Source organism: Methylobacterium sp. E-025 (assembly GCF_022829705.1).
GTDB lineage: Bacteria > Pseudomonadota > Alphaproteobacteria > Rhizobiales > Beijerinckiaceae > Methylobacterium.
On sequence record NZ_JAKSYR010000140.1, the window covers coordinates 44,426 to 70,127 of the forward strand.

The 25,702-nt window shown below is 67.3% G+C and carries 27 protein-coding genes and 1 pseudogene; 8 read left to right on the top strand and 20 right to left on the bottom strand.

Annotation, left to right across the window (positions count from 1 at the left end):
- Window positions 1–10 precede the first annotated feature (10 nt).
- Together MKK64_RS20590 and solA are read right to left on the bottom strand one after the other, a co-directional pair.
- Window positions 11–844: a transporter substrate-binding domain-containing protein gene (locus MKK64_RS20590; RefSeq protein ID WP_243936792.1), complete on the bottom strand. Its 834-nt coding sequence runs from the start codon at window positions 842–844 to the stop codon at window positions 11–13.
- A gap of 65 nt (window positions 845–909) precedes the next feature.
- Window positions 910–2,079: an N-methyl-L-tryptophan oxidase gene (gene solA, locus MKK64_RS20595; protein ID WP_243936793.1), complete on the bottom strand. Its 1,170-nt coding sequence runs from the start codon at window positions 2,077–2,079 to the stop codon at window positions 910–912.
- A gap of 210 nt (window positions 2,080–2,289) precedes the next feature.
- Between solA and MKK64_RS20600 the strand changes: the two genes are divergently transcribed.
- Entirely contained in the window at window positions 2,290–3,249 is a 960-nt protein-coding gene (locus tag MKK64_RS20600) for a GlxA family transcriptional regulator (protein WP_243936795.1), read from the top strand.
- A gap of 93 nt (window positions 3,250–3,342) precedes the next feature.
- Here the strand turns inward: MKK64_RS20600 and MKK64_RS28290 are convergent, their stop codons facing one another.
- The 15 genes from MKK64_RS28290 to MKK64_RS20675 all read right to left on the bottom strand — a co-directional run bounded on the left by MKK64_RS28290 (window position 3,343) and on the right by MKK64_RS20675 (window position 16,577).
- Window positions 3,343–3,675 (bottom strand): Rieske (2Fe-2S) protein, encoded by a 333-nt coding sequence (locus tag MKK64_RS28290; protein ID WP_313898927.1) that lies wholly within the window; start codon window positions 3,673–3,675, stop codon window positions 3,343–3,345.
- 47 nt (window positions 3,676–3,722) lie between these two features.
- The gene (locus MKK64_RS20610; RefSeq protein WP_243936797.1) at window positions 3,723–4,523 is read right to left on the bottom strand and encodes an aldolase; all 801 of its coding nucleotides are present in this window, start codon (window positions 4,521–4,523) and stop codon (window positions 3,723–3,725) included.
- 103 nt (window positions 4,524–4,626) lie between these two features.
- Complete coding sequence (locus MKK64_RS20615) at window positions 4,627–5,697, bottom strand: PLP-dependent cysteine synthase family protein (protein ID WP_243936798.1); 1,071 nt, start codon at window positions 5,695–5,697, stop codon at window positions 4,627–4,629.
- Window positions 5,694–7,235, bottom strand: coding sequence for a class I adenylate-forming enzyme family protein (locus MKK64_RS20620; RefSeq protein ID WP_147843120.1), 1,542 nt, complete (start codon window positions 7,233–7,235; stop codon window positions 5,694–5,696). Before MKK64_RS20620 ends, MKK64_RS20615 begins: the two co-directional genes overlap by 4 nt.
- Complete coding sequence (locus tag MKK64_RS20625) at window positions 7,235–8,041, bottom strand: VOC family protein (protein ID WP_243936800.1); 807 nt, start codon at window positions 8,039–8,041, stop codon at window positions 7,235–7,237. Before MKK64_RS20625 ends, MKK64_RS20620 begins: the two co-directional genes overlap by 1 nt.
- A 52-nt stretch (window positions 8,042–8,093) precedes the next feature.
- A complete protein-coding gene (locus MKK64_RS20630) occupies window positions 8,094–8,513 on the bottom strand; it encodes a PaaI family thioesterase (protein WP_147726782.1) in 420 nt (139 codons plus the stop codon).
- Window positions 8,514–8,528: 15 nt separating this feature from the next.
- A complete protein-coding gene (locus MKK64_RS20635; protein ID WP_243936802.1) occupies window positions 8,529–9,545 on the bottom strand; it encodes a zinc-binding dehydrogenase in 1,017 nt (338 codons plus the stop codon).
- A gap of 38 nt (window positions 9,546–9,583) precedes the next feature.
- Window positions 9,584–10,648, bottom strand: coding sequence for an ABC transporter substrate-binding protein (locus tag MKK64_RS20640; RefSeq protein WP_243936804.1), 1,065 nt, complete (start codon window positions 10,646–10,648; stop codon window positions 9,584–9,586).
- The gene (locus MKK64_RS20645) at window positions 10,645–11,454 is read right to left on the bottom strand and encodes an ABC transporter permease (RefSeq protein ID WP_243936806.1); all 810 of its coding nucleotides are present in this window, start codon (window positions 11,452–11,454) and stop codon (window positions 10,645–10,647) included. Before MKK64_RS20645 ends, MKK64_RS20640 begins: the two co-directional genes overlap by 4 nt.
- A gap of 17 nt (window positions 11,455–11,471) precedes the next feature.
- Window positions 11,472–12,242 carry an ABC transporter ATP-binding protein gene (locus tag MKK64_RS20650; protein WP_243936807.1) on the bottom strand — a complete coding sequence of 257 codons (771 nt, stop codon included), beginning with the start codon at window positions 12,240–12,242 and terminating at the stop codon, window positions 11,472–11,474.
- Window positions 12,239–13,003, bottom strand: a complete 765-nt coding sequence (locus MKK64_RS20655) for a GntR family transcriptional regulator (protein WP_243936839.1) — start codon at window positions 13,001–13,003, stop codon at window positions 12,239–12,241. Before MKK64_RS20655 ends, MKK64_RS20650 begins: the two co-directional genes overlap by 4 nt.
- A gap of 221 nt (window positions 13,004–13,224) precedes the next feature.
- Window positions 13,225–14,172 carry a PDR/VanB family oxidoreductase gene (locus tag MKK64_RS20660; protein WP_243936809.1) on the bottom strand — a complete coding sequence of 316 codons (948 nt, stop codon included), beginning with the start codon at window positions 14,170–14,172 and terminating at the stop codon, window positions 13,225–13,227.
- A 3-nt stretch (window positions 14,173–14,175) separates the two neighbouring features.
- Complete coding sequence (locus tag MKK64_RS20665) at window positions 14,176–14,745, bottom strand: MOSC domain-containing protein (RefSeq protein ID WP_243936811.1); 570 nt, start codon at window positions 14,743–14,745, stop codon at window positions 14,176–14,178.
- A gap of 11 nt (window positions 14,746–14,756) precedes the next feature.
- Window positions 14,757–15,140: a Rid family detoxifying hydrolase gene (locus MKK64_RS20670; protein ID WP_243936813.1), complete on the bottom strand. Its 384-nt coding sequence runs from the start codon at window positions 15,138–15,140 to the stop codon at window positions 14,757–14,759.
- A 129-nt stretch (window positions 15,141–15,269) separates the two neighbouring features.
- Window positions 15,270–16,577, bottom strand: a complete 1,308-nt coding sequence (locus MKK64_RS20675) for an MFS transporter (protein ID WP_243936841.1) — start codon at window positions 16,575–16,577, stop codon at window positions 15,270–15,272.
- Between the two features lie 336 nt (window positions 16,578–16,913).
- Between MKK64_RS20675 and MKK64_RS20680 the strand changes: the two genes are divergently transcribed.
- Window positions 16,914–17,465 carry a helix-turn-helix domain-containing protein gene (locus MKK64_RS20680; protein ID WP_243936815.1) on the top strand — a complete coding sequence of 184 codons (552 nt, stop codon included), beginning with the start codon at window positions 16,914–16,916 and terminating at the stop codon, window positions 17,463–17,465.
- Between the two features lie 504 nt (window positions 17,466–17,969).
- On the opposite strand, the gene MKK64_RS28135 is transcribed toward MKK64_RS20680, so the two are convergent.
- Window positions 17,970–18,194, bottom strand: coding sequence for a zincin-like metallopeptidase domain-containing protein (locus tag MKK64_RS28135; protein WP_313898928.1), 225 nt, complete (start codon window positions 18,192–18,194; stop codon window positions 17,970–17,972).
- A gap of 38 nt (window positions 18,195–18,232) precedes the next feature.
- Entirely contained in the window at window positions 18,233–18,313 is an 81-nt protein-coding gene (locus MKK64_RS28465) for a hypothetical protein (RefSeq protein ID WP_409567989.1), read from the bottom strand.
- A gap of 119 nt (window positions 18,314–18,432) precedes the next feature.
- Here MKK64_RS28465 and MKK64_RS20690 point away from each other — a divergent pair, with 119 nt between their 5' ends.
- From MKK64_RS20690 to MKK64_RS20715, 6 genes and pseudogenes are all read left to right on the top strand, one after another.
- The gene (locus MKK64_RS20690; protein ID WP_243936817.1) at window positions 18,433–19,329 is read left to right on the top strand and encodes a LysR family transcriptional regulator; all 897 of its coding nucleotides are present in this window, start codon (window positions 18,433–18,435) and stop codon (window positions 19,327–19,329) included.
- 103 nt (window positions 19,330–19,432) lie between these two features.
- The gene (locus MKK64_RS20695) at window positions 19,433–20,548 is read left to right on the top strand and encodes a carbon-nitrogen hydrolase family protein (RefSeq protein WP_243936819.1); all 1,116 of its coding nucleotides are present in this window, start codon (window positions 19,433–19,435) and stop codon (window positions 20,546–20,548) included.
- Between the two features lie 106 nt (window positions 20,549–20,654).
- The gene (locus MKK64_RS20700) at window positions 20,655–20,951 is read left to right on the top strand and encodes a DUF485 domain-containing protein (protein WP_243947495.1); all 297 of its coding nucleotides are present in this window, start codon (window positions 20,655–20,657) and stop codon (window positions 20,949–20,951) included.
- Window positions 20,952–20,963: 12 nt separating this feature from the next.
- On the top strand, window positions 20,964–22,532 hold the full coding sequence (locus tag MKK64_RS20705) for a cation acetate symporter (RefSeq protein ID WP_243936823.1): 1,569 nt from the start codon (window positions 20,964–20,966) through the stop codon (window positions 22,530–22,532).
- Between the two features lie 786 nt (window positions 22,533–23,318).
- Window positions 23,319–23,873: pseudogene (repC, locus tag MKK64_RS28470) on the top strand (replication initiation protein RepC); the annotation flags it as partial.
- A gap of 88 nt (window positions 23,874–23,961) precedes the next feature.
- The gene (locus tag MKK64_RS20715; RefSeq protein WP_243936825.1) at window positions 23,962–24,174 is read left to right on the top strand and encodes a type II toxin-antitoxin system Phd/YefM family antitoxin; all 213 of its coding nucleotides are present in this window, start codon (window positions 23,962–23,964) and stop codon (window positions 24,172–24,174) included.
- A gap of 941 nt (window positions 24,175–25,115) precedes the next feature.
- Here MKK64_RS20715 and MKK64_RS20725 read toward each other — a convergent pair.
- A complete protein-coding gene (locus MKK64_RS20725; protein ID WP_243936827.1) occupies window positions 25,116–25,319 on the bottom strand; it encodes a hypothetical protein in 204 nt (67 codons plus the stop codon).
- Between the last annotated feature and the right edge of the window lie 383 nt (window positions 25,320–25,702).

A 25,702-nucleotide genomic window follows, 5' to 3' on the forward strand; every position in this document is an offset into this window, starting at 1 on the left:
GGGTGGAGCATCAGTTGGTCGCGTTCTTGTACTTCTCGTGCATCGCCTTCGAGTAGCTGGTCGGCTCGATGCCCCACTTCTTCTCTTCGTCGATGATGAGGCCGGACTTCATCCAGTCCTTGGTGGTCGCCTCCATCATCGTCTGGAGCGAGGTGTTGCCGGGGGCGACGGCCATCATCCACGGCGCATCCAGAATGCCCGTCAAGGGGAGGGCGTAGGCCGCCTTCCAGTCTTCGTCGAGGAGCTTACCCTGCAGCATGCTCTGGTCGTAGAGGTAGCCGAGGCAGTTGCCCTGCTTGAGCGCGAAGAGCGGCTTCTCGGAGCCGTCGAAGGCGACGATCTCCGCGCCGTAAGTGCGCGCCACGTCCTTGTTGTACCAGGCACCGGAGGTCGCGCAGAGCGGCTTGCCCTTCAGCTGCGCCCAATCCGTAATGCCTGCAGTCTTGGGCAGCATCACGTTGACGAAGTCCGAGTAGTATTGCGGGTCGATGGCCTGGATCACGCGGCGGCGTTCCGGCTTGTCGGAGAGCGTGGCGATCAGCAGGTCGACCTTGCCCTGCTGCAGGAACTCGATCCGATTGGCCGAGACCACCGGCACCAGTTCGAGCTTCACCCCGAGGCGCTTGGCGACGTCGGCGGCCAGGTCCGGCTCGAGTCCGATGATCGCGCCGCTCGGATCGCGGAAGCCGAAGGGCTTGTAGTCGGCCTTGACGCCGACAATCAGCGTCCCGCGCTGCTTGATCGCTTCGATCCCATCGGCGGCGGCGGCACCGCCGAGGGGCACGAAGACCGAGGTGGCGGCCAGCGCGCCGGCAGTCATGAGGGCGCGGATCGTCTGTTGCATCGGATCGGTCCTGGTCAGGCGGTGTGGTTTCGCGTCAAGCAATCGACGAGCCATCGTCAGGCCTATCATTGGAATCGCGCGAGCGCGAAGGGCGCGAGATCAATCGGGCTACCGCCGCCGGTCATTTCCTCGGCCACGGCCTCACCGATGCCGGCCGAATGCTTGAACCCGTGGCCGGAGCAAGCGGAGACCACGAGCACCCGGTCCATCTCCGGGTGGCGGTCGATGATGAAACCGCGGTCGGGCGTCACGGTGTAGACGCAAGCAGCGGATCGGACGACCTCCGCAGTCGCGCCGGCGAGGCGCCCCTTTACGCGCAGCCGATACATCGCTTCCGCCTCACCCGGATCGACGGCGCGCTCGACCGCATCGGCGGTGGTGGCCGTGTCATACTGCTCGGTCGCGACCTTGATCGAACGGACGCCTGGCATCGGCGGGAAGCCGTAAAGGTAGTCGGTGTCACCGGTACCGTACATCCAGATGAAGACCGGAGCCCGGGGTCCGTAGGCCGAGACATCGTCGACGGCGTACCAGTGCAGGAGCTGGCGCCGGACCGTGAGCAGCCTGTCGAACGGGCGGCCGAGGAGCGGAGCGGTCCACGCGCCGGCGCTGACGACGGCGCGGTCCGCGAGGATGCTGCCGTCGGCCGTCTTGACATGCACGCCGGCCGCGTCCTGGCGCAGGGCCAGGACTTCGCACCCCGTCCGGATCTCGGCGCCCCGTTCGCCCGCGCGCCGCAACTGCACGGCAACGCATCGCTCGGGGAAGACGTAGCCGCCGCCGGGCTCGTAATAGGCCTTCTCGTCGCCGGCGAGGTTCAGGAATAGCGGAAAGCGACGGGCGACAGCCGCACCGTCGAGCACCTCGTGCGCGATCCCGAACCTGCGTGCCGCACTTACCGAGCGGCCGACGAAATCCGGCTTGCCGTGGTGAGAAGAGACGCCGTCGCCGGGAGCCATGACGAGGGCGCCGCAGGCGTTCAGGAGGGGCTCCCCGGTCTCCGCCTCGAGCTCGCGCCAGATGCGATGGGAGGCGATGACGAAGGGGACGTAGTCGCTCCCCTCGCCGACGGCCTGGCGGGTGATCCGCGTCTCGCCGTGGCTCGACCCGAGGGTATGGGGCGGTGCGAAGCGATCGAGGCCGATCACGGAGGCGCCCCTTCGCGCCAATTGATAGAGGGCCGCGCTTCCCATCGCGCCGAGGCCCAGCACGGCGACGTCGACCCGTCCGGCCATCAGGCGGCTTCCTGCTGCGGGAACCCGCAACGGCGCGCAGCCCGTGTCGGAGACGGATGCAGCGTGGGGACGACGGAACCGGGCATTTAGCGTACGTCCCTCGGCGAAAACGGCGAATGGTGGCCAGCATGATCGACCTTCGCCGTTGCGCTTGTCGTCAAGAGACGGTTTTTTGTGCCTATGGGACAGGGTGCGGAGAAAACGGCGGGTGTGGGAGTCGCGGCGTCGGGGGACCGTACCCAGGAAATCGGCTTCCTTCTGCTTCCCGGCTTCGCGCTTCTGTCGTTCGCCTCAGCATGCGAACCGTTCCGGGCCGCCAATCAACTCGCCGGCCGCGACCTCTACCGGCTGCGCTACTTCGGAGAGACGGGAGAGGGCCGGATCGCATCCTCCTCCGGGGCGGAAGTGCCGACGGAGGGGCTGCCCCGCGAGCACGGGCGTCTCCATACCGTCTTCGTCTGCGCCGGCGGAGAACCGACCGCGTGGGACCGACCCGTCATCCACGCCGTGCTGCGGCGTCTGGCCCGGTTCGGCGTGCGCATCGGAGGGATTTCCGGCGGCCCTTACGTGATAGCCGCAGCCGGGCTCCTTTCGGATCGTCCCTTCACAGTCCACTGGGAATATGCCGGCGCTACGGTCGAAGCGTTCCCGACTTCGCGCCTCGCGCACGCACGTTATGTCACCGATCCGGACCGTCTCACCTGCGGCGGCGGCGTCGCCCCCCTGGACATGATCCATACCCTGATCGCCGGGCGCATGGGCGAGGCGTTCGCGCGGCGCGTCTCGGACTGGTTTCTCCACACGGCAATCGGCGCCGCGGCCGATCCGCAGCGAGCGTCCACGGCCGAGCGCTACGCGGTCCATCACCCCGCCCTGCTGACCGTCCTCGAGACCATGGAGACGACCGTCGAGGCACCGCTCAGCCGGCGCGCGATGGCCGGTCTCGCCGGACTCAGCGAGCGCCATCTCGATCGGTTGGTCCGGGAGAAGTGCGGCCTCAGCTTCTCGGCGCAGTACAAGGCGATCCGCCTCGCCCACGCCCGGCGTCTGCTTCGCCAGAGCCCGCTCAGGATCGGCGAAATCGCGACGGCTTGCGGGTTTTCGAGTATCGCCCACTTCTCCCGCAGCTATCGAACGAGCTTCGGCTGCGCGCCGTCCGCAGAGCGTTAGGCGTCGCGCGAAGCATGTGCGGTCCGAACGGGACACGGCGACCTGCTCCAGGCCGCGCAGGAAGTGCTTCACGCGGGTCTAGTCCATAGTGGTTCAGAGACCATCATTCGCTCGGATCACGCGGTAAAGGCGAAGCGCACGGAAGGACCAGCCCGGCGAGACCGCTCCTGATGCGAGGTCGAAGGAGGCTAGGTGCCTCGGACAATGGATCCGGCCCGCCGCGCAGCGTCCAAGCGACAAGTCGGCGCCTTCGTGAGGGCAGGCCCGCTCCGCCGCGACGAGCCTTTCGCCGTCCCGCATGAGGATCAGATGTCGCCCTCTCACGAGGATCGGTATCGGTGCGGCCTCATCGCTAAGGTGGAGAGGACCGAGGTGCATCCGCACGGGCCGTTCCGGGTCAGCCACCGAGGTAGGCGTCGCGAACATGCGGATTGGCGATCAGGTCGCCCGTTCCGTCGTTTACGTCCGTCGCCTCAATCCCGGTATGCCGGCTCCTCGCGATCCAGGGTCCTTCGGATCGCGGCAAGGTGCAGACGGGCAGATTCGGGATCGCCGGCGCGCATCTGGCGGTACGCAGCTTCGGCGATCGCGGGTTCCACGGGGAGGACTTGCCGCCCGGTGGAGAGGGCCAGGGTCTGCACCTCGGCCGCCCGTTCGAGATAGTAGAGGTCGTCCCAGACCTCGGCGATGGTGGGTCCCAAGACCATCACCCCGTGATGCTTCATGAAGACGATGTCGGCCTCGCCCACGGCGTCGGCGATGCGGTCGCCCTCTCGGGTGTCGAGAGCGAGCCCGTTGTAGTGGCGGTCGACCGCGGTGCGGCCGTAGAACTTGAGCGCGGTCTGGCCGGCGAAGATCAGCGGCTCGCCCTCCGTCATCGAGAGGGCGGTGGCGTAGGGCATATGCGTGTGGAAGGCGACGCGCGCCCGCGGGATGCGAGCGTGGATCCGGGCGTGGATGAAGAACGCCGTCGCCTCGGGCTGCCCCTTGCCCGCGACGACGGTGCCGTGGAGGTCGCAGACCAGGAGCTTGGACGCGGTCATCTCCGAGAAGGCGTAGCCGTAGGGGTTGACGAGGAAGAGATCGTCGTAACCCGGCACCAGGGCGGAGAAATGGTTGCAGATGCCCTCCTCGAGCCCATGACGGGCCGCCATGCGGAAGCAGGCGGCCAGGTCGGCCCTGGCCTCGCGGATCTCGGGGCGGTCAAGATCAGGCTGGTTCGCCCCGTGGCCCGCGACGGGACCGTTGGTGCCAGAAGACAGTGCGTGGGCCATTGCGTCGTCTCCATTCGGGTTCGCCGGCGCGTGGTGGATCGGGGGAACCCGGCAGCGTGGCGTTTCGGGGCGTCGACTGTAGGCTGCGGGGCAGGCGGCACCGTCATGCCAGGGTCCCGAACAAGGCGGCCAGGCGCGTCTCGGCTTCCGTCAGATCGATACCCCGGGCGGCGAGCCAGCCGTCGTCGTAGAGCGTCGAGCGATAGCGCTCCCCGGAATCGCAGAGCAAAGTGACGACCGATCCGGTTTCGCCGCGCGCGCGCATCTCCTCGACGACATGCAGGCAAGCCCAAACGTTCGTGCCCGTTGAGCCGCCGCAGGGTCGGCCGAGGCGGGCACTCGTCATCCGGGCCGCGGCGATGCTGGCCGCGTCGGGCACCGCGATCATGCGGTCGATCAGGTCAGGGATGAAGGACGGCTCGACCCGCGCCCGGCCGACGCCCTCGATGACGCTGCCGCAGGCGGGAACGCCCTGGACCGTCCGGTCGGCGTGATGGCGGTGAAACACCGAGCCGTCCGGGTCAGCGACGCACAGGCGCGTCGGGTAGGTGCGGTAGCGGATGTACCGGCCGAGGGTCGCGGACGTACCGCCGGTGCCGGCGCCGCAGACGATCCAGGCCGGGACCGGGGCGTCCTCCAGGGCCATCTGCGCGAAGATCGATTCGGCGATGTTGTTGTTTCCGCGCCAGTCCGTCGCCCGTTCGGCGAAGGTGAACTGGTCCATGTAATGGCCGCCGATCTCGCCGGCGAGCGATTGGGCAGCGTCGCTGACGTTCCCGCCGTCGATGAGGTGTGGTTCTCCGCCGTGGAAGGCGATCGTGGCGACCTTCTCGGCCGAGGTCGAGCGCGGCATTACCGCGAAGAAGCGCAGCCCGAGCAGACGTGCGAAATACGCTTCCGAGATGGCCGTCGAGCCGCTGGAGGACTCGACGATCGTCGTCTCGGGGCCGATCCAGCCGTTGCACAGGGCGTAGAGGAACAGCGAGCGGGCGAGGCGGTGCTTCAGGCTGCCGGTGGGATGGCTCGACTCGTCCTTGAGATAGAGCTCGATCCCGGGGGCGTGCGGAAGGGGCAGCCGGATCAGGTGCGTGTCCGCCGAGCGGTTGATGTCGGCCTCGATCCGCCGGATCGCCTGGGAGACCCAGGGTCGGTCCCTATCGGTCGGACGGCTCATGAGCCGGTCGCATCAGAGCCGCGCAGATCCGCCTTGCGCAGATCCGCCTCGGCCTGCGAGAGGAGCGCCTTGCGGTCGATCTTGCCCGTCGCGGCGAGGGGCATACCCTGGAGGAACCAGACCCGGCGCGGGTGCTGGTAGGCTGGGGCGTGGGCGAGCACGTGGCTCTTGACCTCCGCCTCGGTGACGGCCGCGCCCGGGCGGCGCACCACGAAGGCGACGGGCTTCGTCCCCTTGATCGCGTCCTCCACCGGCACGACGCAGGCCTGGAGCACGTCCGGATGCGTCTCGATCACCGTCTCGACCTCCCCGGGGAAGATGTTTTCGCCGCCCGAGACGAACATGTCGTCGGCACGGCCGACGAAGAAGTAGAATCCGTCCGCATCGCGGCGGAACACGTCGCCGGTGTCGTAGTAGCCGTCGGACGTGATCGGGGAAGGGGTGTCCGGGCGGTGGTGGTAGCCGAGCATGATCGCCGGACTCTTCAACTGCAGCACGCCGAGGTCCGGCGCCTCCGGCCCGACCAGGCGGACGGGCACCTGGGGATGCGGGTGGCCGACCGAGCCGACCGGGATGGGAAGGCCCGAGGGATGGCCGGAAAAGACGATCGGACCGCCCTCGGTCGTGCCGTAGGCGTTGATGATCCGGGCGTTCGGAAGCAGCGTCCGGGTCTGGTCCATGAGGGTCTCGTTCACCGGCGCAGAGCCCATGCGCAGGGTGCGGACCCCCGAGAGGTCGGCTTCGGCCAGGGCGCCCGCCTCGCGCAGCATCATCGCGATCATCGGCGGCACGGCGGTGAGCCAGGTGCAGCCGTATCGCCCGACCGCCGCGATGTAGCGCTTCGCGTCGAATTGCGGGAGCAGCACCGCGCTCGATCCCGAGGCGCAGACCAGGAGCGCAAGGGCCAGCGCGTTCATGTGGTAGAGCGGCGCGGCGATGAGCAGGCGCTCAGCGCGGAGGTCCGCCTCCGCCATCCGCGTGCGCACCACCCAGAGGTGGGCGGCATGGCCCAACATCACCCCCTTGGGCCGCCCCGTCGACCCCGAGGTATAGAGGCAGAGCGCCGCCTCGTCGGCCCACGGCCGAACAGCCTCGAACGCGCCGGGGTCGAGCCAGGATGCCAGCCCATCCGGACCGTCGCGGTCGAAGACGGCGATGGGGACGGCACCCGCGAAGGCCGCGTGCCGGGCGGCGTCGCAGACGACGAGGCGGGCGCCGCAATCGGCGATCACCCACGCCACCGTCGACGCGGGAAACTTGTGATTTACCGGTGTGGGCACGATCCCGGCCCGCATGGCTCCAAGGACGAGGGCGACAGTCTCGGGCCGGTTCGCCGCGAGGATCGCGATCCGGTCGCCGCGCGCGAGTCCCCCGCGCAGGAGACCGCGGGCGAACGCGTCGGCCATCGCGTCGAGGCCGGCGCGGGTCATCACGGTCTCGCGCGCCTCGCCGTCGAACCCGATGAAGACCGGCCGGTCCGGATCGCCGGAGCGGTCGACGAGGGCGCCGAGGTTGTCGATCGCGTCGGCGCGGCTCATCATGAACTCCGGCAGGTCACGAGAAGGTCGAGGGCGGCGAGCGTCAGGGTTGCGCGGGCGGCGTCGTGGCGAAGCCACAGGGCCCCCGGCAGGGCACGGGCCCGGCGCTCGATCTCCTCCAGGGTATCGAAGCGCAACCCCAGTTCGAAGAAGCGCGGCGCGCCGCCGGCGACGACGTGGAGGTGGAAGTCCCCGAGCCGGATGGACCACCCGTCGGCATCGGGCTGCGCGAGCGCGTTGCAGGCGGCCGCGTAGCGGACGGCCTCCGCCTCGGGATCGCGGCTCGTGACGACGACCCGATCGATCCAGTTGAAGCCGTTGGGGTGGGCGAACCATTCCGGTCGCCAGACGAGGTCCGGCGTCAGGTGCTCGCAATAGTAGATCCGGCCCGCCGGGAAGAGGTGGGCGGGAAACCGAACGGTGCGGAAGCGCGCCTCTTCGGTCCGCCCGGCGACGGTCACCGGGCGGGAGAACGTCGCCGGCGTCTCGACAGGCAGCCCGGTCCGGCTCAGCCGCGCGAAGCTCGCGTCCGCATCGCCGCTGGCGATGACGAGGCCGTTCAGGCCGAAGGGCGAGTCGAGTACGTCGCGGCGCTGGAGCCCGAGTTCCGGCACACCGACCAGCTCGAGATACGGCCCCCGCGTCATCATCAGGTGGTTGATCGATCCGAGCGAGTGATGCCCGCGCGGCGTCAGCCGGAAGCCGAGCGCCGTGAAGGTCTCCGCGGCGGCGTCCATGTCGCGCATCGCGTTGACGACGACATGGTCCAGTCCGTCATAGGCGGATCGGCTCGCGGGGCGGCTCATGCCGTCCGCCCCCTAGAAAGCGCGATCCCTTCGCCGGCGCCGGTCGGCACGATCACTTCGCCGGTGCCGTCATGTAGACGCCGCGCCCGCTGGCTAGCAGGCGGCCCTCGGCGTCGAGGATCTGCGCCTCGGCGACCGAGATCTGGCCGCCGAACTTCACGACCTTGCCAAGGCAGCGCAGGTTCCCCTGCATCGCCGCCCGATGGTAGTCGACGCGCAGGTCCACCGTCGGCACGCCGCGTCCGGTCTTCGACACCAGCGCCCAGTCGGCCGTGAGGTCGACCAGCGTCGCGAGGATGCCGCCGTGCGTGTAGCCCTTCTCGGCGTTGACGACCCATTCCGGACGCCACGTGGCCGCGAGTTCGATCGTGCCCTCGCCGACGGCCACGACGCCGAGGCCGAGCCACTGGTGGAACGGCCCGCGCAGAAGCAGCGCCTCGACCTGTTCCTTGGTGAGTGAGGTGTCCGACATGCTGTTGATCCGGTCCTAGGGAGCGACGACGATCTTGCCCATGACCTCGCGGTCCTGGATCATGCGAAGGCCCTCGGCGGCCTCTTCGAGGGAGAGCACCTTGTCGACGACCGGCTTGAGCGTGCCGGCCTGGATCATGTCCATCAACGCCGAGAGGTCGTCGTCGTAGAAGCTGTTGGACCCGACGATCTTGAGTTCGAAGCTCCAGACGTAGCGGAGATCCTCCTTCGGATCGTGGCCGGCGGTGGCGCCGCAGACCAGCAGGGTCCCGCCTCGCTTCAGGCACTTCAGCGACGGCACCCAGGTGTCGCCGCCGGTGAAGTTGATGACCACGTCCACGCCGCCCTCGTAGGTGCGCCGCTGGGGCTTGCCGTAGGTCTGGATCGCCCATTTCGAGAAGTCGGTCTCGCGGTAGTTGACGACGTGGTCGGCGCCGAGTTCGGTCAGGCGCGCCATCTTGTCGGCGCTGCCGGCGCAGGCGATCACCTCGGCGCCAAGTTGCTTGGCCAGCATCACGCATCCGGTGCCGACGCCGCCGCTGGCGCCGAGGATCAGGACCCGGTCGCCCGCCTTGACCGTCTTGTGGGTGATCAGCATCCGGTGCGCGGTGCCGTAGGCCACCGGCAGGGACGCCGCGTCGGCGTAGCTCACGTCCGGGGGCATCGCGATCAGTTGGTCGGCGGAGACGCGGCAGTATTCAGCCATGCCGCCGTCCATCATCTCGCCCATCAGGCCCTTGGCCTTGTTGAGCGGGTTGACGAGGACGCGGTCGCCCGCCTTCCAGTTCGCGACGCCCTCGCCGAGTTCGACAACCTGCCCGGCCATGTCGAGGCCGATCACCACCGGAAACGGTACCTTGATGCCGGGCATGCCCTTCACGGTGAAGACGTCGTGGTAGTTGAACGACGAGGCGCCGACCCGGATCACGACTTCGCCGGGGCCGGCCTTCGGCTTCGGGTGGTCGTGGACGACGGCGAGGTCGCTGATCTCGCCATGCTGGCGAAGCACGAGGGCCTTCATCGTCTCGGACATGCTGTCTCCTCCGGTTGATCGTTGAATGGCGCGGGCGGTCACCGGATCGCCTTCGACGCCTCGTAGGGGCCGGTCACCAGCGCGGCGTCGGGCAGGTCGCCCTTGACGACGCCGACGGCCTTGAACACCGCGAACTCGTTCTTCAGGGAGGCGACGTCGGCCGGCTCCATGCTGACGGTGTAGATGTGATCCCAGAGGGCGGCGTAGGCCTTCGCGTCGGCTTCGCCGAGGTTGGCCGCCGCCATGAGCGCCTGTGCAACCGCGGCCTTGTCACCCTTGCCGAACTCGTAGGCCTTGCGCATGGCGGCGACGACCTTGGCGGCCCCCGCGGGGTTGGCCTTGAGCCAGTCGTTGCGCATCAGCCCGACGCCGAGGACGGGCGGCGCGTCCTGCTTGGTGATCGCCTTCCACTCGGCGCGGAAGGAGCCGAGCTTGCGCAGCTTGGCATCGGGCAGCAGGGCCAGGGTGACCGTGCGCAGGGCGGCCGCGTCGATGTCCTTCTGCGCCAGGAATTGCGCCAGCCGCGGATCGTTGCCCGGCACGCTTTCGTAGTCCGAGGGCTTGATGCCGTAATTCGTCTCCAGGATCGCGGAGGTGATCGCCGCGGTGGCGCTGCCCGAGGGCGAGGTCCCGATCTTCTTGCCCTTCAGGTCGGCCATCGTCCGGATCGGCGAGGCTTCCGGGACGACGAAGTCGAGGTCGGCCACCTGGGTCGCCAGCACGATGCTGAGGGGGAGGCCGTCGGAGGCGACGCTGAAGGACGTTCCCGCGCTGGCAGCGATGGCGAAATCGATCGCGCCCGCGGCCATGGCCTTGGTCGGCGCGTTCACGTCCGGGAACTTGAGGTACTCGACGGTGAGCCCTTCCTTCTCCATGAACTTGCCGGCTTCGAGGACGGCCCCGAAGCCGAGGCTCACCCCGGAACTCCAGTAGCCGATCCGCACGGTCTCGGCGCGTGCGGGGCATGGTGCGGCGGCAAGGCTCGCGAGGGCTGCGGCGACCAGGCCGACGCGTTTCATCACGGTCATCGAGGCACGTCTCCAAAGGTCGTGGTCGTCGCGGTCGAAGGCACCGTGGGGGCGGTGGCGAAGGGCGATGGTCATGTCTGCGCGGTCCGCTTCCAGGCGAAGAGACGCCGCTCCAGGGGCTTCAGCACGAGGGATTCAAGCCCGATCATCAGCGTGACTAGGGTGAGCGTCCACGCGAAGACCTGATCGGTCTGGACGAGGTCGGCGGCCTGCCGCAGGCGGTAGCCGATGCCGCTGCTGGCCCCGAGGGACTCGGCCACCAGGCTGACGCGTGCGCCGAACCCGAAGGCGAGGCGTGCGCCCGAGAAGAACGACGGCAGGATCGTCGGGAGATAGACCTTGAAGAGCACTTTCCACCGCGGCATGCGGAAGGTGCGCGCGAGTTCGAGGTAGTCGGCGTTCACCGTCCGCGTGCCCTGCCAGACGTTGGTCAGGATCAGCGGCATCGCGGTCATGAACACCACGAAGATCGTGGTCCAGTTCGACAGCCCGAACCAGATCAGCGCGAAGATCGCCCAGATGGTCGAGGAAACCGTGTTCACAACCGTCAGGACTGGTTCGAAGAACGCGCCCAGCGCCCGGCTCGCACCGAGCAGCAGTCCGAGCGGAAGCCCGACCAAAGCGGCCAGCGCGAAGCCGGATGCGACGCGGCCGAAGGTGATGCCGAGGTCGGAGGCAAAGCTCTTCGAGGCGACGAGCGCGCACCACGCGCTCCAGACTCGGGCGGGGCTCGGCAGGACGAAGCTCGGCGCGTGCAGTGATGCCGCCTGCCAGGCGGCCAGCCCGAGAGCGATCAGGCCGAAGCGCATCGCGACGAGGCGCAGGCGACGCGATCTGGTCGCGGCGCGGCGCGTCGCGCGGAGGGATGGCGGCGTGCGCAAGGGTGGGGGCGTCCGCTCTAGCATGACGCGGGACTCAAGCCTGCGAGGGCGAGGCGCAGGCCGCGCACCGCCTCGGCGACGTCCGGCGCCAGCGGGTTGCGCGGATAGGGCAGATCAATCGCACGCGCCTCGCCGACGCGCCCGGGACGCGGATGCAAGACGACGACGTGGTCGGCGAGGACGATCGCCTCCTCGACGTCGTGGGTGACGAAGATCAGCGTCATCTTCCGCAGGCTCGCGATGCGCAGGACCTCGGCATGCATCTGCGCCCGGATCGACGGGTCGAGCTTGGAGAACGGCTCGTCCATCAGGAGGATCGCCGGCTCGGTTACGAGGCTGCGCGCGAGGGCGACGCGGCTGCGCATGCCGCCGGACAACTCGTGCGGATAGACGTCCTCAAAGCCGGCGAGCCCGACGAGGGCCAACGTCTCGCGGGCGCGCCGGCGCCGCTCCGTCGCGGGAAGGCTCTCAGCCTCGAGCCCGAACGCGACGTTCTGGGCCGCCGTGCGCCAGGGCAGCAGCCGATCCTCCTGGAACATGTAGGTCATCGAGTGCCAGTTCCGGAATTCGGCGGACGGCACATCGTCGAGAAGCACGGTTCCGCTGTCGGGCGGGATCAGTCCGGCGATGATGTTCAGGAGGGTACTCTTGCCGCATCCTGAGGCTCCGAGCAGCGCGACGATCGCCCTCGCCGGCACCTCGATGTCGATGTTCTGCAGAACATGGAGTGGCTCGCCCTCGCGCCGGTCGAACCATTTGTTCACGCCCCTGATTGAAACGACGCTCATGCGGAGCCGTCGCCGCTCTGGAGCGCCGCATCGATCGGCACGAGGGCGGCGGTATCACGAAGGCTCTGGACGACCTTTTGCATCGTCATCTCGCGGAACGTCTCGACGTGACGGCGCGCCACATCTTCTGCTCCGTCGGCATCGCCGGCGACTAGGCATTCGATCATCAGGCTGTGGTCATTCTCGATGTTCGGCCGGACGCCCTGCACGCCGAACCCCAGCGCAACGAGCCGGGTCATCTCGTCGAGGAGGCCCGACAGCGTCCGGCACAGGCGCTGGTTACCGGCCGAGACCGCGATCGCCATGTGGAAGCTGCGGTTGGCTTCGAGGAAGAAGTCGATCTGGTTGCCGACGTCGGTCACGGCACGGTCGCGGCAGGCCCGCTCCAGCCGTTCGAGCTGGGCCCGGTTTACGCGGCCGGCTGCCCCCCGCGCGGCCAGCGGCTCGAGGACAACGCGGAGCGCGAAAACCTCGTCGACATCCCTCACGGTGACGGGGGCCGCCCGGTAGCCCTGCCGCGGCATCGAAGCGACGAAGCCCTCCTGGATCAGCCGTTGCAGCGCAATCCGGCAACTCGCCTTGCCGAGTTCGTAACGCTCCATCACTTCGGCCTCGGTGAAGCGCATGCCCGGCAGGATCCGGCACGAGACGATCGCGCGGCGCAGAACGTCGTAGGCTTGGTTCCCGCGCAGGGTCGCCGGGGGCACCGTCAGGACGTCCGGTTGGCGCGAGAAGGCTCCGTCCTCAGACTTGCGCGGCATCTTCACCACCTCACGGCAGCCTCGTGATCAGCCCACGAGACCCAGCCAACGTAGCCAGGCTTTCAGGGAAGCGCCAACAAAATTGATGAGCATCAGTGGTTTAGCATAAAATATCCCCTTGCCGCCCATATCGTGAGCAGCTTACGACTGCTTCGTGACCTATTCTTGGAATTTTCCCCTCGACCGTCACGCGAACGCCCCGTCGATCCATCGCGGGCCCGTCAAAGGTCCAGAGTCACGCCGACGCGGGCGCGCGAGACACACGGGGTCATCCGATCCTGGCGTTTCCCGATCGGGAGCACCGCATCGCGGTGGATCACCGTGCCGTCGCGGTAGCCGCATTCGCAGGCGCCGCAGACACCGAGTTCGCACGAGGAGGGCAGGGAGAAACCGTGTTCGCGCAGCACATCGAGGAGCGAACGGTCCGCCGGCACGTGGAGTACAGCGCCGGTGGAGGCGATCCGCGCGCCGAATGGTTCCGGCTTGAAGTTTTCGTCTGAGACGGCGGCGAAGTGCTCGACATGGACTTGCTCGGGCGGCCAGCCATTTGCGGCGAGCGCCGCCTGCACGGCCTCAGTGAGGCGGCGAGGACCGCAAGCGTAGACATGGGTGTTCGCGTCGGGGCCGCGCAGGAGCGCCGGATCGAAGCGCCGGCCTTCCTCGGAAAACCAGTCGTGCAGGCGCGGCCCGCAGACAGTTCGCAGGTCTGCCAGAAGCGGTGCATGAATCATGGAGCGCGCGCAAAGATGGAGCTCAAAATCGGCACCGTGAGCCGACAGCGTGCGTGCCATGGCGAGGAGCGGCGTCGCACCGATGCCGCCCGCCACCAGGACATGCCGCTGTGCGCCCGTCGCCAGGGGAAAGTTGTTGCGCGGCGCCGAGACGTCCGCAACAGCCCCGGGCGCGAGGTTGCCGTGCACCCAGGCCGAGCCGCCGCGCCCCGGCGTCTCGTGCTTGACCGCGATCTCGTAGCGGCCGCGATCGGCCGGGTCGCCGCACAGCGAGTATTGGCGCACGCGCCCGTCGGGGAGACGCAGGTCGACGTGGGCGCCCGCCGTCCAGGCCGGGAGTTCCGGCCGGCGCGGATGAACCAGGGTGAGGTGCAACACGTCCGGCGTAGTCGCGACGGCCGCCGCGACCTGCAGCTTCATGACGAGGCGCGCGTTCACGGCCTAGTCCAGCATTTCGATGGGATCGCCGGGGCGCAGGACGCCGCCGCGCTCGACCCCGCAATTGAGCCCGGAGCGGTTGTAGAGCGGCAGGTAGACCGGCAGGCCGAGCAACTCCTCCAGATACTTGCACGGGAAGTTCAGCCGCCCGCCGCGCAGAATCACCTCACCCACCCGGAAGCGACGGCCGACGAGGTGATTGAGCGGCACCCCGCGCACGGTCAGGTTCCGACGGTGGTCGATGGGCGCGATCTGTAGCGGCCCGGCTTGCAGCGGCGGGTCATTGCGGTTGATCGCGTCCAGCGCTTCCTGCTCGATCAGCGTCACCTCACGGGTGTCGGGCTTGGGCGAGTAGGTGCCGGAGCCGAGATAGTAGCGGTCGCCCTCGATGCCGCGGCCAGCGACGCACCGCGCCTCGGCGAGTTCCTCCATCTCGTAGCTTGCCGCCGAGGCGATGTGGATGGCGAGCAGCGTGCCCCGCCAGCCGACCGCGCCGCCGGGCACGCCGACGGCGATCGAACCGGCTGGATGGGCGAAGGCCTCGACCATGCGCGGGGGTGACAAATCGGTCATTCGGCGTCCTCCTACCGTGTCGCGAGGGCGATCGCCTCGATCTCGACCAGTGCGTCGCGCGGCAGTCGGGCGACCTCGATCGTGGAGCGGGCCGGGGCGTCGCCCGGGAAATGCTCTGCATAGACCGCGTTCATCGCGGCGAAGTCGTTCATGTCCTTCAGGAACACGGTCGTCTTGGCGATCGTGGCGAGGCTCGCGCCACCGGCTTCGAGGACCGCCGCGAGGTTGGCGAGTGAACACCGGGTCTGAGCTTCGACGCCCTCGGGGAACGCACCCGTCTCGCGGTCGATCGGAAGCTGGCCGGAGGCGAAGACGAGATCGCCAACCCGGGTCGCTTGGGCGTAGGGACCGGCCGCGGGCGCAGCCTTGTCCGTCTTGATGATCGTCCTGTCCATTCGTCCTCCACGAGGCCGGCTCCGGCGCCAGCCGTCATCCATGATCCTGGAAGAAAATCCACCGATTTGGAAGCCCTTGGCGGACCGGAGAACCCTCGGCGCCGCGGTGATCCGCTGCGGTGGATCCGTCTAATCAATCTGACAGCGCGCCGTCTCGGGCGCCGAGAGTGCCGCCAGCAGCGTCACGCAGGCCAGCACGATCAGGTAGATCGAGATCGGCCAGGTCGCGCCCGAGGCCCAGGTCAGCAGGGCCGCCGCGATGAGCGGCGTGAAGCCGCCGCTGAGCGCCGCCCCGACCTGGAAGCCGAGGGAGGCGCCGCTGTAGCGCAACCGGGCGTCGAACAGTTCCGACATCCAGGCGGCCCCCGTCCCGAACATGATGCCTTGGCCGAAGCTCAGGGCGACCGCGATCGTGAGGGTGATGATCGTCGGGTCGCGGGTGTCGAGGAGCTGGAACAGCGGGAAAGCGAAGACGATGGAGAACACGCAGGCGGCCACGAACAGTGGTCGCCGTCCGAAGCGGTCCGAGAGCCATCCGAACGCCGGGATCGTGAAGAGCTCGATAATGGCGGCGATCAGGATTCCGTTGAGGACGACGCCGCGGGGCAGGCCGAGCTTTCCCGTCACGTACGAGATCGAGAATACGGTGACGACGCTGACGTAGGCGATCTCCGACACCTTCAGGCCGACGGCCTTCAAGAAGGTTCGAGGATGCTCCGTCAGGATTTCCATGACTGGGATCTTGGCGAACGCGGCCTGCTGCTTCACGCGCTTGAACGAGGGCGTCTCGTGCAGCCGGAGCCGGATGAAGAGGCCCACGAACACCAGGAACGCGCTCGCCAGGAACGGGAGGCGCCAGCCCCAGGCCAGGAACTCCGCCTCGGGCATGAGGCCCGCCAGCGCGAACGCCCCGATCGAAAGGATGACGCCGAGCGGGTAGCCGAGCTGGACGATGCTCCCGAAAAAGCCGCGCCGCTCGGTAGGCACGCTCTCCACCACCATCAGGACCGCGCCGCCCCATTCGCCGCCGATGCCGATGCCCTGGACGAGGCGAAGCGTGACGAGGAGGATCGGAGCCCAGAGTCCGATCTGCGCATAGGTTGGCAGGCAGCCGATCAGGAACGTGCCGAGCCCCATGATGATGATCGTTAGGGACAGCATGGCCTTGCGGCCGATCTTGTCGCCGAAATGGCCGAAGACGATCCCGCCGAGGGGGCGGGCGAGGAAGCCCACCGCGTAGGATCCGAAAGCGGCGATCGTGCCGACCACTGGATCGACGCTCGGGAAGAAGAGCTTGTTGAACACCAGCGCGCTCGCTGTGCCGTAGATCAGGAAGTCGTACCACTCGACCGTGGTGCCGATCACGCTCGACCAGACGATCTGTCGTCGGTCCGCGAGGGACACGTCGCTCCGGTCGGGGCCGAGGCCGGCCTCCATCGCTGTCGCCGCACTGGCCATCGCAAAGCCTCCATCGTATTGGAGATATTTCCAGTCTAGTGGAGGCAAGCGACGTGCCAGATGTTGCAGCGCCGATCGGTCGACGGAACCATGCGGCCCCGGACATCGGTGCCCCTCAAATCTCGCCGCTCGACAGCGGCAGCTTCCTACGGGTGCGGTCGAGTGCAAAAGTCGAGGCGATGATCTAGTCAGCGGTCAAAAGGTGTCCGTACGTCCGGTCCGTCGAGGTTATCGGGCTGATGGGGAACAGGAGACGGCATGTCGGTGAGGGAGACGGTCGCCCCGGCGCAGATCGCGGCGGAGACGGGTTCTCAAATGCACGTCTCGGAGGAGATCCGCCGCCGCCGCCGGGAACTCGACCTGTCGCTGGAGGCGCTCGCGGCGCGATCGGGCGTCAGCCGCTCAATGATCTCCAAGATCGAGCGCGCCGAGGCGGTGCCGTCCACCGTGGTGCTCTCGCGTCTGGCCGAAGCGCTGGGCGTCACCTTCTCGCGCCTGATGGCGCCTGCGACCGATCTCGAGGTGCTGCTCATCCCCGCGCGCCGTCAGCCGGTCCTGCGGGACGAGGAATCCGGCTTCCTGCGGCGCTGCCTGTCGCCGGTCCTGCCGGGGCGGGGCATCGATTTGGTGCTCAACACCCTTCCGCCCGGTGCCGGCACAGGCGAGTTCACCGCTCACCGCCGCGGCGTCTCGGAATACATCTACGTCCTCCGGGGCCGCCTCCGCGCGGTGATCGGCACCCGCACCGTCATTGCCGAGGCCGGCGACAGCCTGTACTTTGAGGCCGATGCCGGACACGCGTTCAGCAATGTTGGAACCGAAGCCTGCGAGTATATTCTGGTGATCGATCCCTCCCGTGTCCGATAGGGTTGACCGGAACGGTTAGACTTTCGGCGCTCGTCTGACTCGGTTCTACGCCCCTAATGTTTCGACGCCGGCGCCGTGACTGCCCGAATTCATGGACTCGAACCGAGCGGCGCTGAGGCGCCCAACTTGTACAGGCCAACCACACATTACAGAGGCCTGAAACGCTCTATCGCCGCCGCATCGTCCATCCGATCGAGCGCGATGAGCGCGGCCACGTACGCATCGAGCCGGCCTCGCCATGCACGTGACCGGCGTCGTGCCGCCGCCGGCCTGGTCTTTGCCGGTGGGGGCGGGGTGGAGCGCATCAAGGACGCGGCCGGAAAAGGAGGCGCCGGGCTCATGCTCCGCGCGCCTTCTCGATGCCCACGGTGGTCATGCGCATGCGCGTCCGGGGCGGTGCAGCCTCTGGTAGGGGGCTGTCATGGTACTCTCTTCATCCTGTATCGCCGGTGCCTCCCGACCGACCAGCTGCAGCGCAGCGAGGTAGTCCGCGGCGCGCGAGCCCTAGGCGGCGGCCGTGGCCAGCGCCCGATGGTCGGCGCGCAGCAGGGGCGCCCAGAAGGCACGATAGGCTGCGTGGTCCGGGTGGGGCGTGCGCGCAAGCCCGAGGTCGGCCAGGACGAAGGCGGCGCCGAGCTCGGCCACCAGCTCCTCAGCAGCGTAGGCGCGGCCGCCGAACCGACCGGTGAGGTCGCGGTCGAGGCGGTGCGGGGCGCCGGTCCAGTGCACGAGTCATGGGCCAGAGTGCCGGCGTAGCCGGTGGGCGTCTAGAAGGCGGCGTGGGGCGGCAGGTGGATCGTGTCAGTGACCGGCACGTAGCAGGCCCGGGTACCGCCCTCGTGGATCACCGCGCCGGTGGTGGCAACAAAGGCGTCGACCCGACCCAACGTGGTCGGGCACGGCCCTGAGCCAGCGCCTTCCGCGGCTTGAGGGAACGAGCTACGCTCCGACCGGCTAAGGGAACGGCATGTTCGATTGGAATGACTTAACCTTCTTCCTGGAACTCGCCCGACACGGCCGGCTCATGCCAGCTGCGCGCCGCCTCAAGGTCGACCATACGACGGTGAGCCGCCGCATCGCCGAGTTGGAGCGCAACCTGGATTCTCGCCTGTTCAACCGTAATTCGGACGGCTTCGCGTTGACCGAGGCCGGCCACAAGCTGTTCGTGATCGCTGAGGCCATCGAGCAGAAGATGGTCTCGGTCCCGGAAGCGCTCGGGCTACAGGACATCGCCCAGCCGATCGGACGTGTCCGTGTCGCGAGCATGGAGGGCATCGCCGCGTTCTATCTCGCGGCCAAGTTCATCGAGCTCGCAGCAGCGGTACCGGACGTCGTCGTCGAGCTCGTAACCGAGCGGCACCTCATCAACCTGACCAAGCGGGAGGCCGACATCTCGGTGTCGTTCGTGCCGCCACAAGGTCAGCGACTCCGTATCAAGAAAGTCGGCGAATTCCGCCTGGCCCTGTTCTCATCGGAGCGTTACCTGCTCGGCCGCGGCCGCCCGGCGACGCGCGCAGAGCTCCAGGACCACGACTTCGTCGACTACGTCGACGATCTGGTCGCCATCAGCCCGGTCCACTGGCTGTTGGAAGTCCTGACACCCTCGAACGTCGTCTTCCGCTCCACCAGCATGGCCGCCCAGCAGACGGCCGTCGCGGCAGGCGCGGGCATCTGCCTGCTGCCGCTGTTCTCGGCCAAGACCAACCCGGCGCTGGTGCCCGTGCTTCCGGACGAGGTGGTGGTGCGCCGCGACCTCTACCTCGGTGTGCACGAAGACATCGAATGCGTCGGCCGGGTTCGTGCGGTCACCCGCTTCCTCACCGACCTGTTCACCGATGAGGCAGCCTATTTGAACGAATTTTGAGCATAGGGCGGCATCACCGCACCGCGCGTTGCGTATTTCCGGCCTTCGCCGGACGGCGGGTCTCTGTTGAAACGGCGGTATCCCTGGAATTGGAGCCGCACGAATGCCCGCCGAATACCCGCAGTTCAAGGCCGCCGCCTGTCACGTCGCGCCGGTCTACCTCGACAGCGCCGGCTCGGCCGAGAAGGCCGTGGCGCTGATCGGCGAAGCGGCTCGCGCGGGTGCGGACCTCATCGTCTTCCCCGAGGGGTACATGCCGGGCTTTCCCCTCTGGGTCGCCCTGCGCGCGCCGATCCACAACCATGACCTTTTCAAGCGACTGGCCGCCCAATCCGTCCGTCTCGACGGGGTGGAGATCGGCGCGGTGCGTGCCGCCGCCCGGCGACACGGCGTCGTCGTCTCCCTCGGGTTCAGCGAGAGCACCGAGGCCAGCGTCGGCTGCCTCTGGAATTCGAACGTGTTGATCGGGCGCGACGGCGCCATCCTCAACCATCACCGCAAGCTGGTCCCGACATTCTACGAGAAGCTCGTCTGGGCGAACGGCGACGCCCGCGGCTTGCGCGTGACTCAGACCGAGATCGGGCGGGTGGGCATGCTGATCTGTGGCGAGAACACGAACCCCTTGGCCCGCTACGCCCTGATGGCCCAGGGCGAGCAGGTCCACATCTCGACCTACCCGCCGGCGTGGCCGACCCGCCGGCCGGGCGAGAGCGCGGCCTACGATCTGAAGCGGGCCATCGAGATCCGCGCCGGGGCCCACGCCTTCGAAGCCAAAGTCTTCAATATCGTCTGCTCCGCCGTCCTCGACGAGGCTGCGAGATCGGTCCTGTGTGACGGCGACGCCGCCCTGGCCGACATCGTCGAGCGGACGCCTGCGGGGGTCTCCATGGTCCTGGACCCGACGGGATCGCATGTCGTTGAGCCGCATCAGGGGGCCGAGACCATCGTCTATGCCGACATCGACGTCGCGGCCTGCGTGGAGCCCAAGCAGTTCCACGACGTGGTCGGCTACTACAACCGTTTCGACATCTTCCAGGTCAAGGTCGATCGGACGCCGCGCGAGCCAATCAGCTTCGAGGCCGCAGCCGCACCTCCGGCGGCGCAAGGTGCCGACCGCGGAGGCGGCGACCCGGGCACCTTCGGTCCGGTGCTCGCATGGTCGGGGCATGAAGGCGGCGACCAAGCCGCGGCGCCTCCGCTGCGGCGCCACGGCAATTGAGGCGTCTCGACGCGGCCGGCTCCCACGGCAAGGCTGCGTGATTTCCGAAGACCTGAGTTCAGAAGCTCTTCCTCTCGAACCCAACCCCAGCGGACGGAAATTCAGCATGCTTTCGCGCGATAGCGATCCCATCTCCCAGCACGATCACAGAATTCTAGATCTCTCGAGAAGGAGAGCGCGGGTCGCCACGGCGCTGAGCGTCGTGATGATCGTGATGTACTTCGCGTTCATGGGGATGTTCGCCTTCGCGAAGCCGACGCTCGGCACGATCCTCGTCCCAGGTCTCTCCCTCTGCATCCTGCTCGGGGCCGGCGTCATCGTCGGCTCCTTCGCGCTCTGCCTCGCCTACGTCGTCTGGGCGAACCGCTTCTATGACCCGGCCGTGCGCCGCATCACGAACTGAGGGGCGGGTCCGATGCAAGCCGTGAACAATCCACTCGCCGTCACCTTCTTCTTCGTCTTCATGGCGCTGACGCTCGGCATCACCTACTGGGCCGCAAGGCGGACGCGGACGACCGAGCAGTTCTTCGCCGCCGACGGGCAGATCACGGCCTGGCAGAACGGCTGGGCGCTGGCCGGCGACTTCCTGAGTGCCGCGGCTCTGCTGGGCATCGCCGGCATCATCACCTCGAACGGCTTCGACGGGCTGATCTACTCCATCGGCTTTCTGGTCGGCTGGCCGATCATCTCGTTCCTGATCATCGAGCCCCTGCGCAATCTCGGCAAGTTCACCTTCGCCGACGTGGTCGCCTACCGCCTGCGTCAGCGGCCGGTGCGGACGGCCGCGGCCATCGGAACGCTGACCGTCATCCTGCTCTACCTGATCGCCCAGATGGTCGCGACGGGCTCGCTGATCAAACTCCTGTTCGGGCTTCCCTACAACGCCTCGGTCGTCGTGGTCGGGACGGCGATGCTCGTCTACGTGCTGTTCGGCGGCATGCTGGCGACGACCTGGGTGCAGGTCATCAAGGCCGTGCTGCTGTCCATTGGCGGCCTGATCCTGGCGCTTCTGGTGCTGGCGCACTTTGACATGAACCCGCTGCACCTCTTCGCGGCCGCAGCCGAGAAGTACGGCGACCGCGTGCTCCAGCCGGGCACCAAGGTCGCCGGCAGCGGCTGGGACGCGATCTCGCTGGGCGTCGGACTGATGTTCGGAACCGCCGCACTGCCCCACGTCCTGATGCGAGCGTTCACAGTGCCGGACGTGAAAGAGGCCCGGATGTCGATCCTCTATGCCACCGGCATCATCGGTTCGTTCCACCTCCTCGTTTTCGTGATCGGCTTCGGGGCGATGGTCCTTGTCGGTCCCGAAGTCGTGTCCAAGGCGGGGGGCGGCGGCAACATGGCCGCGCCTCTCCTGGCCCTGACGGTCGGCGGCCCCGGCTTCTTCGGTTTCATCTGTGCCGTGGCCTTCGCGACGATGCTCGCCGTCGTCGCCGGACTGACCCTGTCCGGGGTGGCGACGGTCTGCCACGACCTCTGGGTCAACGTGGTTCGCCAGGGGCATTCCTCCGAGCGCGAGCAACTCAAGGTCGCTCGGATCGCGACGGTGGCCATCGCCGCGCTGGCGGTGTTCCTGGGCATCGTCTTCGAGGGCCAGAACGTCGCGTTTATGGCCGGGCTCGCCTTCGCCGTCGCGGCCTCAGCGAACTTCCCCGCGCTGCTTCTGTCCATCACTTGGAAGCGGTTCACGACCCCTGCAGCTGTCGCCAGCATCCTGGTCGGGACATTCTCTTCTCTCCTGATGATCTGGCTGTCGCCCACGGTTCAAGTGGACGTGCTCGGAAAGACCTTGATTGACGTCTCGCGCGCGTGGTGGTTCGTCCCGATGAAGAACCCGGCCATCATCAGCATGCCGGTATCCTTCATCGTGGCGGTCGTCGTCTCTCTTCTCACCCAGGAGAACGATGCCGAGGGCACCTTCCGCGAGATGCGCCACCGGATCATGTTCGGGAAGTCCAGGGACCCTTATCCGGAACGCTGATTACGGGCTGCCCGATACGAGGGGATGGGGCGTCGGATGGCGCCCTTTCCCTGCTTTGAAGGACGGCGCAGCGGGAGTGTTGCGAGAGGTTCCAGAAGCTGCTGAAGACACGGCGGAACATACGTCCGTTTCAGGGAGCCGCGCGATCGCGCATGGACGGCAAGGTCGGGTCGGAGGCGGAACGTCCGCTTCAGGGCGAAGGATCAGGGTCCGCTCCCCACCCAACCCGGTCGTTCCGGATCCCTGAGGCGATGCCCAGAAGCGGACATTGAGCGAGCTAGCTCCGTACGGATGGAGTTGGCCGAAAGCCCTCTTGCTGGTTTCGGTAGCGCGATGCGCCAAACCGGACGAGCGAGCATCGCCGCTACCACCATCAGAGGCGCACGTTTTGCCGACGTTTGAATAGCCGACACGGTTTACCGACAGAAATGCAAACATTTTTCGCCAGCGGACCTGCGGTTAAATCGATCGCCGGTCAAATGGGCGGATCCCCGACAAATCGTTCAGGTTACTATCGACCCTTTGCAGAAGCCGGGAATGTCCGCTTGCAGGCGGCTTGGTAAGGCAGTGACCTACGTCTGGAACACGTGGGGAGCAGTCATTCAGGCTCGCCATAGCATCGCGTGTGTTGCCCAGCCACTCGACCGAGGGTGACCTAGGCGGTGTCGCGAGAAACGACGGCCCGGCTTCGGGTCGTCGCATACACGCCACCCGTGCACGTCGCGTGGGTCGGCCAGCGTCTCCGAAGCAACTGCCCACCGATTTCGGGCGCTTTACGCTCGCCACGGCATCGCGACCTGGTCCGACCTTGCGACAACAGCGGATCTTGTCCGACGAACCCTCGGTGTCAGTCCGAGCGCCTGGGAAGAGGCGAAGAGCGCGCTCGGGGAAGAACAGGCGTGCGTGGTCATCGCCTGCATCCTGCAGAAGGGGACTGCCATCAACTCGGCGGGGGCCTACCTGCGCAAGCTTACCGATCTAGCCAAGGTCGGCAAATTCTCGCTCGGACCGATGCTGATGGCGCTGATGCCAAAGCTGGGAGCAGGGGAGGGGGGGGCGCCGGCGAGCCTAAGGGCGCCAACGTTTGACCGAAATCATGGCAAGTGCGCCCGCAAACGCAAGAAAAGGACAGACCGCCATGCTGACCCATGGGCCGAGGTTGGAGGATCTCCTGCCGGGGTAATCCTTCGTTTGGCGACGAACGCCGACGGTGTCACGGAGGCTATGGTTCATTCCGCGGTCGCTGATGCTGGAGCAGCTCAGGTACGAAACGGCGGAGGCGGTCACACGGAGATTCGGAAGACGCTACATGAGGAGTTCTGTCTGGAACCTACCTCGTAGTCGGCGAGCCGTTGACAAGAGCGCTGTCGTTGAAGGGTGGGAGCACGAGTCTATTTAGGGTGCCGATAAGCAGACCCTGAAGAGCACGATGGCGAGCCTTATTTTTGCTGAGATGACGGCCAGCGTCTCCGAGCTAAAGAGAAACCCGATGGGCACCGTGGCGGCCAGGGAGAGTGCTCCGGTGGCGATCCTGAACTGGAACGAGCCAGCATTGTACTACTGCGTGCTCGCGCGCTTGTACGAGGCGATGATGGAGCGTCTGGAGGATGCCGAGAGCTTGGGTTCCTCGTCCCGGCCCTGAAGGAATGGCACAAGCTCGACAGCAACAAGCAGGATTAGTTCAAGGCAATGCTCACGCAGCGGCTTGTGGAACCGCGAATACCGTCCGCGAAGCTATCGCGCAGCAAGGACCGGTACAAGATCAAGCTGATAAGCGCGGGATACCGGCTCGTCTACGAAGGACGTGACGGCCCGCTCCTGGTCGTCGTGGTGGCCGTCGGCAAGCGTGACCGCAATGCCGCCTACAGGGTCCCTAAGGCTCAATGACGGCGAATGAAGCGTCGGCGAGCCCGATCCGCATGGACGACAAGCGACCGACCTTCTCCAATCGCCGATGGGGAAGGATGGCGTACTCGCCCCATGAGCGAAAGGGGACAGCTGAGCCACCAGCCGGTTCGTAGGTGCATCGTTCCAACCTGATGGGTAGTGGAGCAAGGCCAGCGTCGGACACGCCTCTGACATCCACGTCTCTATTAAGGACCGCCTTACGAGCCAGGACCAAAGTCTCACTGGCCCGGAACACGATGGCGCGGGTCCTGTGGCAGGCGGCTGACCTTGTTGGATGAGGTCAGGGCACAGCAGGTCCCACGGGTCACACCGCCCTGGCTCGGGACGACGTCGAGATAGCCCCGGCGAGGATCAATGCAATTGGATCATCGGCACCGCTCGGAGTGAAGCTTCCGTCGTCGGGAGGACCCGGGACACCTTTTCGGACTGTGGCGGTGAGCCAGGTTGCAGGGCCCGTGAGGGCGCGTCCGTCTGTCCTTCGGCGAGACGGTCAGGCTCTACTCGGGGCTTGCAGCCCCTCCCCGAACCGCGCCGCTTCGCGTCACGTTTCGGCCGCTCACGCGGTGACGATCCTTCGCGCGGGCGCTCTATCCTGAACCGGGAGGTTTGCTCAGTCCGCCCAGGATACGGCCCCGGATCGATCCGCCTCAAGGACGAGCGGTTCCCCCGAAATGCTCACGCATTTCGGCTCCCCCACTCGCCGGCTCCGCCGGTCACTCCGCGATCCTTGACCCGGCTCGACACGAGCCCGTGCGCGCTCTCGTCTTCACATGACGAGAGGAACACAAAATGTCCCCTATCGACCACATCGCGGAACTGCGCGCCGAACTCGCCCACTGCCTGCTGACCAAACGCGAACGCGCCCAGCTCGAAGGGCAACTGAGGAACGCTCTTGCGGCTCGAGCCTCGGCTGACAGGAAGGCCTCCGACACCATCCATTCCGTGCAGAGAACCTGACGGCGCCGGACGCGCTCGGGTACCGACACGGGAGGCGGTGCGTCCGCCTCCTGGCTCTTCGCGCGATCGGCCCGACGCATGTGCGAGCACCGGCCGAACACGTATCGAACGGCTCGAAGGTGTTTGTCCGGGCAAACACCTGTAATTTTCACCAGCCTGCCTCCCGCGTGTGGTCAGCTCCCTTTGAAGTGGTCCGCTCTTTGGTATGGCTTTTGAGCCTGGAGGACGGACAAGATGGCAAAGCACCCGAAGCCCGAGGAGATTGTTGCTAAGCTGCGGCAGGCGGATGTGCTGATCTCACAGGG

What these genes read in the sequence shown, in the direction of transcription:
- MKK64_RS20590 (WP_243936792.1), bottom strand. Translation starts at nt 844, where the DNA reads ATGCAACAGACGATCCGCGCCCTCATGACTGCCGGCGCGCTGGCCGCC.
- MKK64_RS20675 (WP_243936841.1), bottom strand. Translation starts at nt 16,577, where the DNA reads ATGGAGGCCGGCCTCGGCCCCGACCGGAGCGACGTGTCCCTCGCGGAC.
- MKK64_RS20635 (WP_243936802.1), bottom strand. Translation starts at nt 9,545, where the DNA reads ATGTCCGAGACGATGAAGGCCCTCGTGCTTCGCCAGCATGGCGAGATC.
- MKK64_RS20615 (WP_243936798.1), bottom strand. Translation starts at nt 5,697, where the DNA reads ATGAGCCGTCCGACCGATAGGGACCGACCCTGGGTCTCCCAGGCGATC.
- MKK64_RS20610 (WP_243936797.1), bottom strand. Translation starts at nt 4,523, where the DNA reads ATGGCCCACGCACTGTCTTCTGGCACCAACGGTCCCGTCGCGGGCCAC.
- solA (WP_243936793.1), bottom strand. Translation starts at nt 2,079, where the DNA reads ATGGCCGGACGGGTCGACGTCGCCGTGCTGGGCCTCGGCGCGATGGGA.
- MKK64_RS20620 (WP_147843120.1), bottom strand. Translation starts at nt 7,235, where the DNA reads ATGAGCCGCGCCGACGCGATCGACAACCTCGGCGCCCTCGTCGACCGC.
- MKK64_RS20650 (WP_243936807.1), bottom strand. Translation starts at nt 12,242, where the DNA reads ATGAGCGTCGTTTCAATCAGGGGCGTGAACAAATGGTTCGACCGGCGC.
- MKK64_RS20630 (WP_147726782.1), bottom strand. Translation starts at nt 8,513, where the DNA reads ATGTCGGACACCTCACTCACCAAGGAACAGGTCGAGGCGCTGCTTCTG.
- MKK64_RS20655 (WP_243936839.1), bottom strand. Translation starts at nt 13,003, where the DNA reads ATGCCGCGCAAGTCTGAGGACGGAGCCTTCTCGCGCCAACCGGACGTC.
- MKK64_RS20625 (WP_243936800.1), bottom strand. Translation starts at nt 8,041, where the DNA reads ATGAGCCGCCCCGCGAGCCGATCCGCCTATGACGGACTGGACCATGTC.
- MKK64_RS20700 (WP_243947495.1), top strand. Translation starts at nt 20,655, where the DNA reads ATGCTTTCGCGCGATAGCGATCCCATCTCCCAGCACGATCACAGAATT.
- MKK64_RS20680 (WP_243936815.1), top strand. Translation starts at nt 16,914, where the DNA reads ATGCACGTCTCGGAGGAGATCCGCCGCCGCCGCCGGGAACTCGACCTG.
- MKK64_RS20690 (WP_243936817.1), top strand. Translation starts at nt 18,433, where the DNA reads ATGTTCGATTGGAATGACTTAACCTTCTTCCTGGAACTCGCCCGACAC.
- MKK64_RS20670 (WP_243936813.1), bottom strand. Translation starts at nt 15,140, where the DNA reads ATGGACAGGACGATCATCAAGACGGACAAGGCTGCGCCCGCGGCCGGT.
- MKK64_RS20695 (WP_243936819.1), top strand. Translation starts at nt 19,433, where the DNA reads ATGCCCGCCGAATACCCGCAGTTCAAGGCCGCCGCCTGTCACGTCGCG.
- MKK64_RS28290 (WP_313898927.1), bottom strand. Translation starts at nt 3,675, where the DNA reads ATGTTCGCGACGCCTACCTCGGTGGCTGACCCGGAACGGCCCGTGCGG.
- MKK64_RS20665 (WP_243936811.1), bottom strand. Translation starts at nt 14,745, where the DNA reads ATGACCGATTTGTCACCCCCGCGCATGGTCGAGGCCTTCGCCCATCCA.
- MKK64_RS20705 (WP_243936823.1), top strand. Translation starts at nt 20,964, where the DNA reads ATGCAAGCCGTGAACAATCCACTCGCCGTCACCTTCTTCTTCGTCTTC.
- MKK64_RS20640 (WP_243936804.1), bottom strand. Translation starts at nt 10,648, where the DNA reads ATGACCATCGCCCTTCGCCACCGCCCCCACGGTGCCTTCGACCGCGAC.
- MKK64_RS20715 (WP_243936825.1), top strand. Translation starts at nt 23,962, where the DNA reads ATGGCGAGCCTTATTTTTGCTGAGATGACGGCCAGCGTCTCCGAGCTA.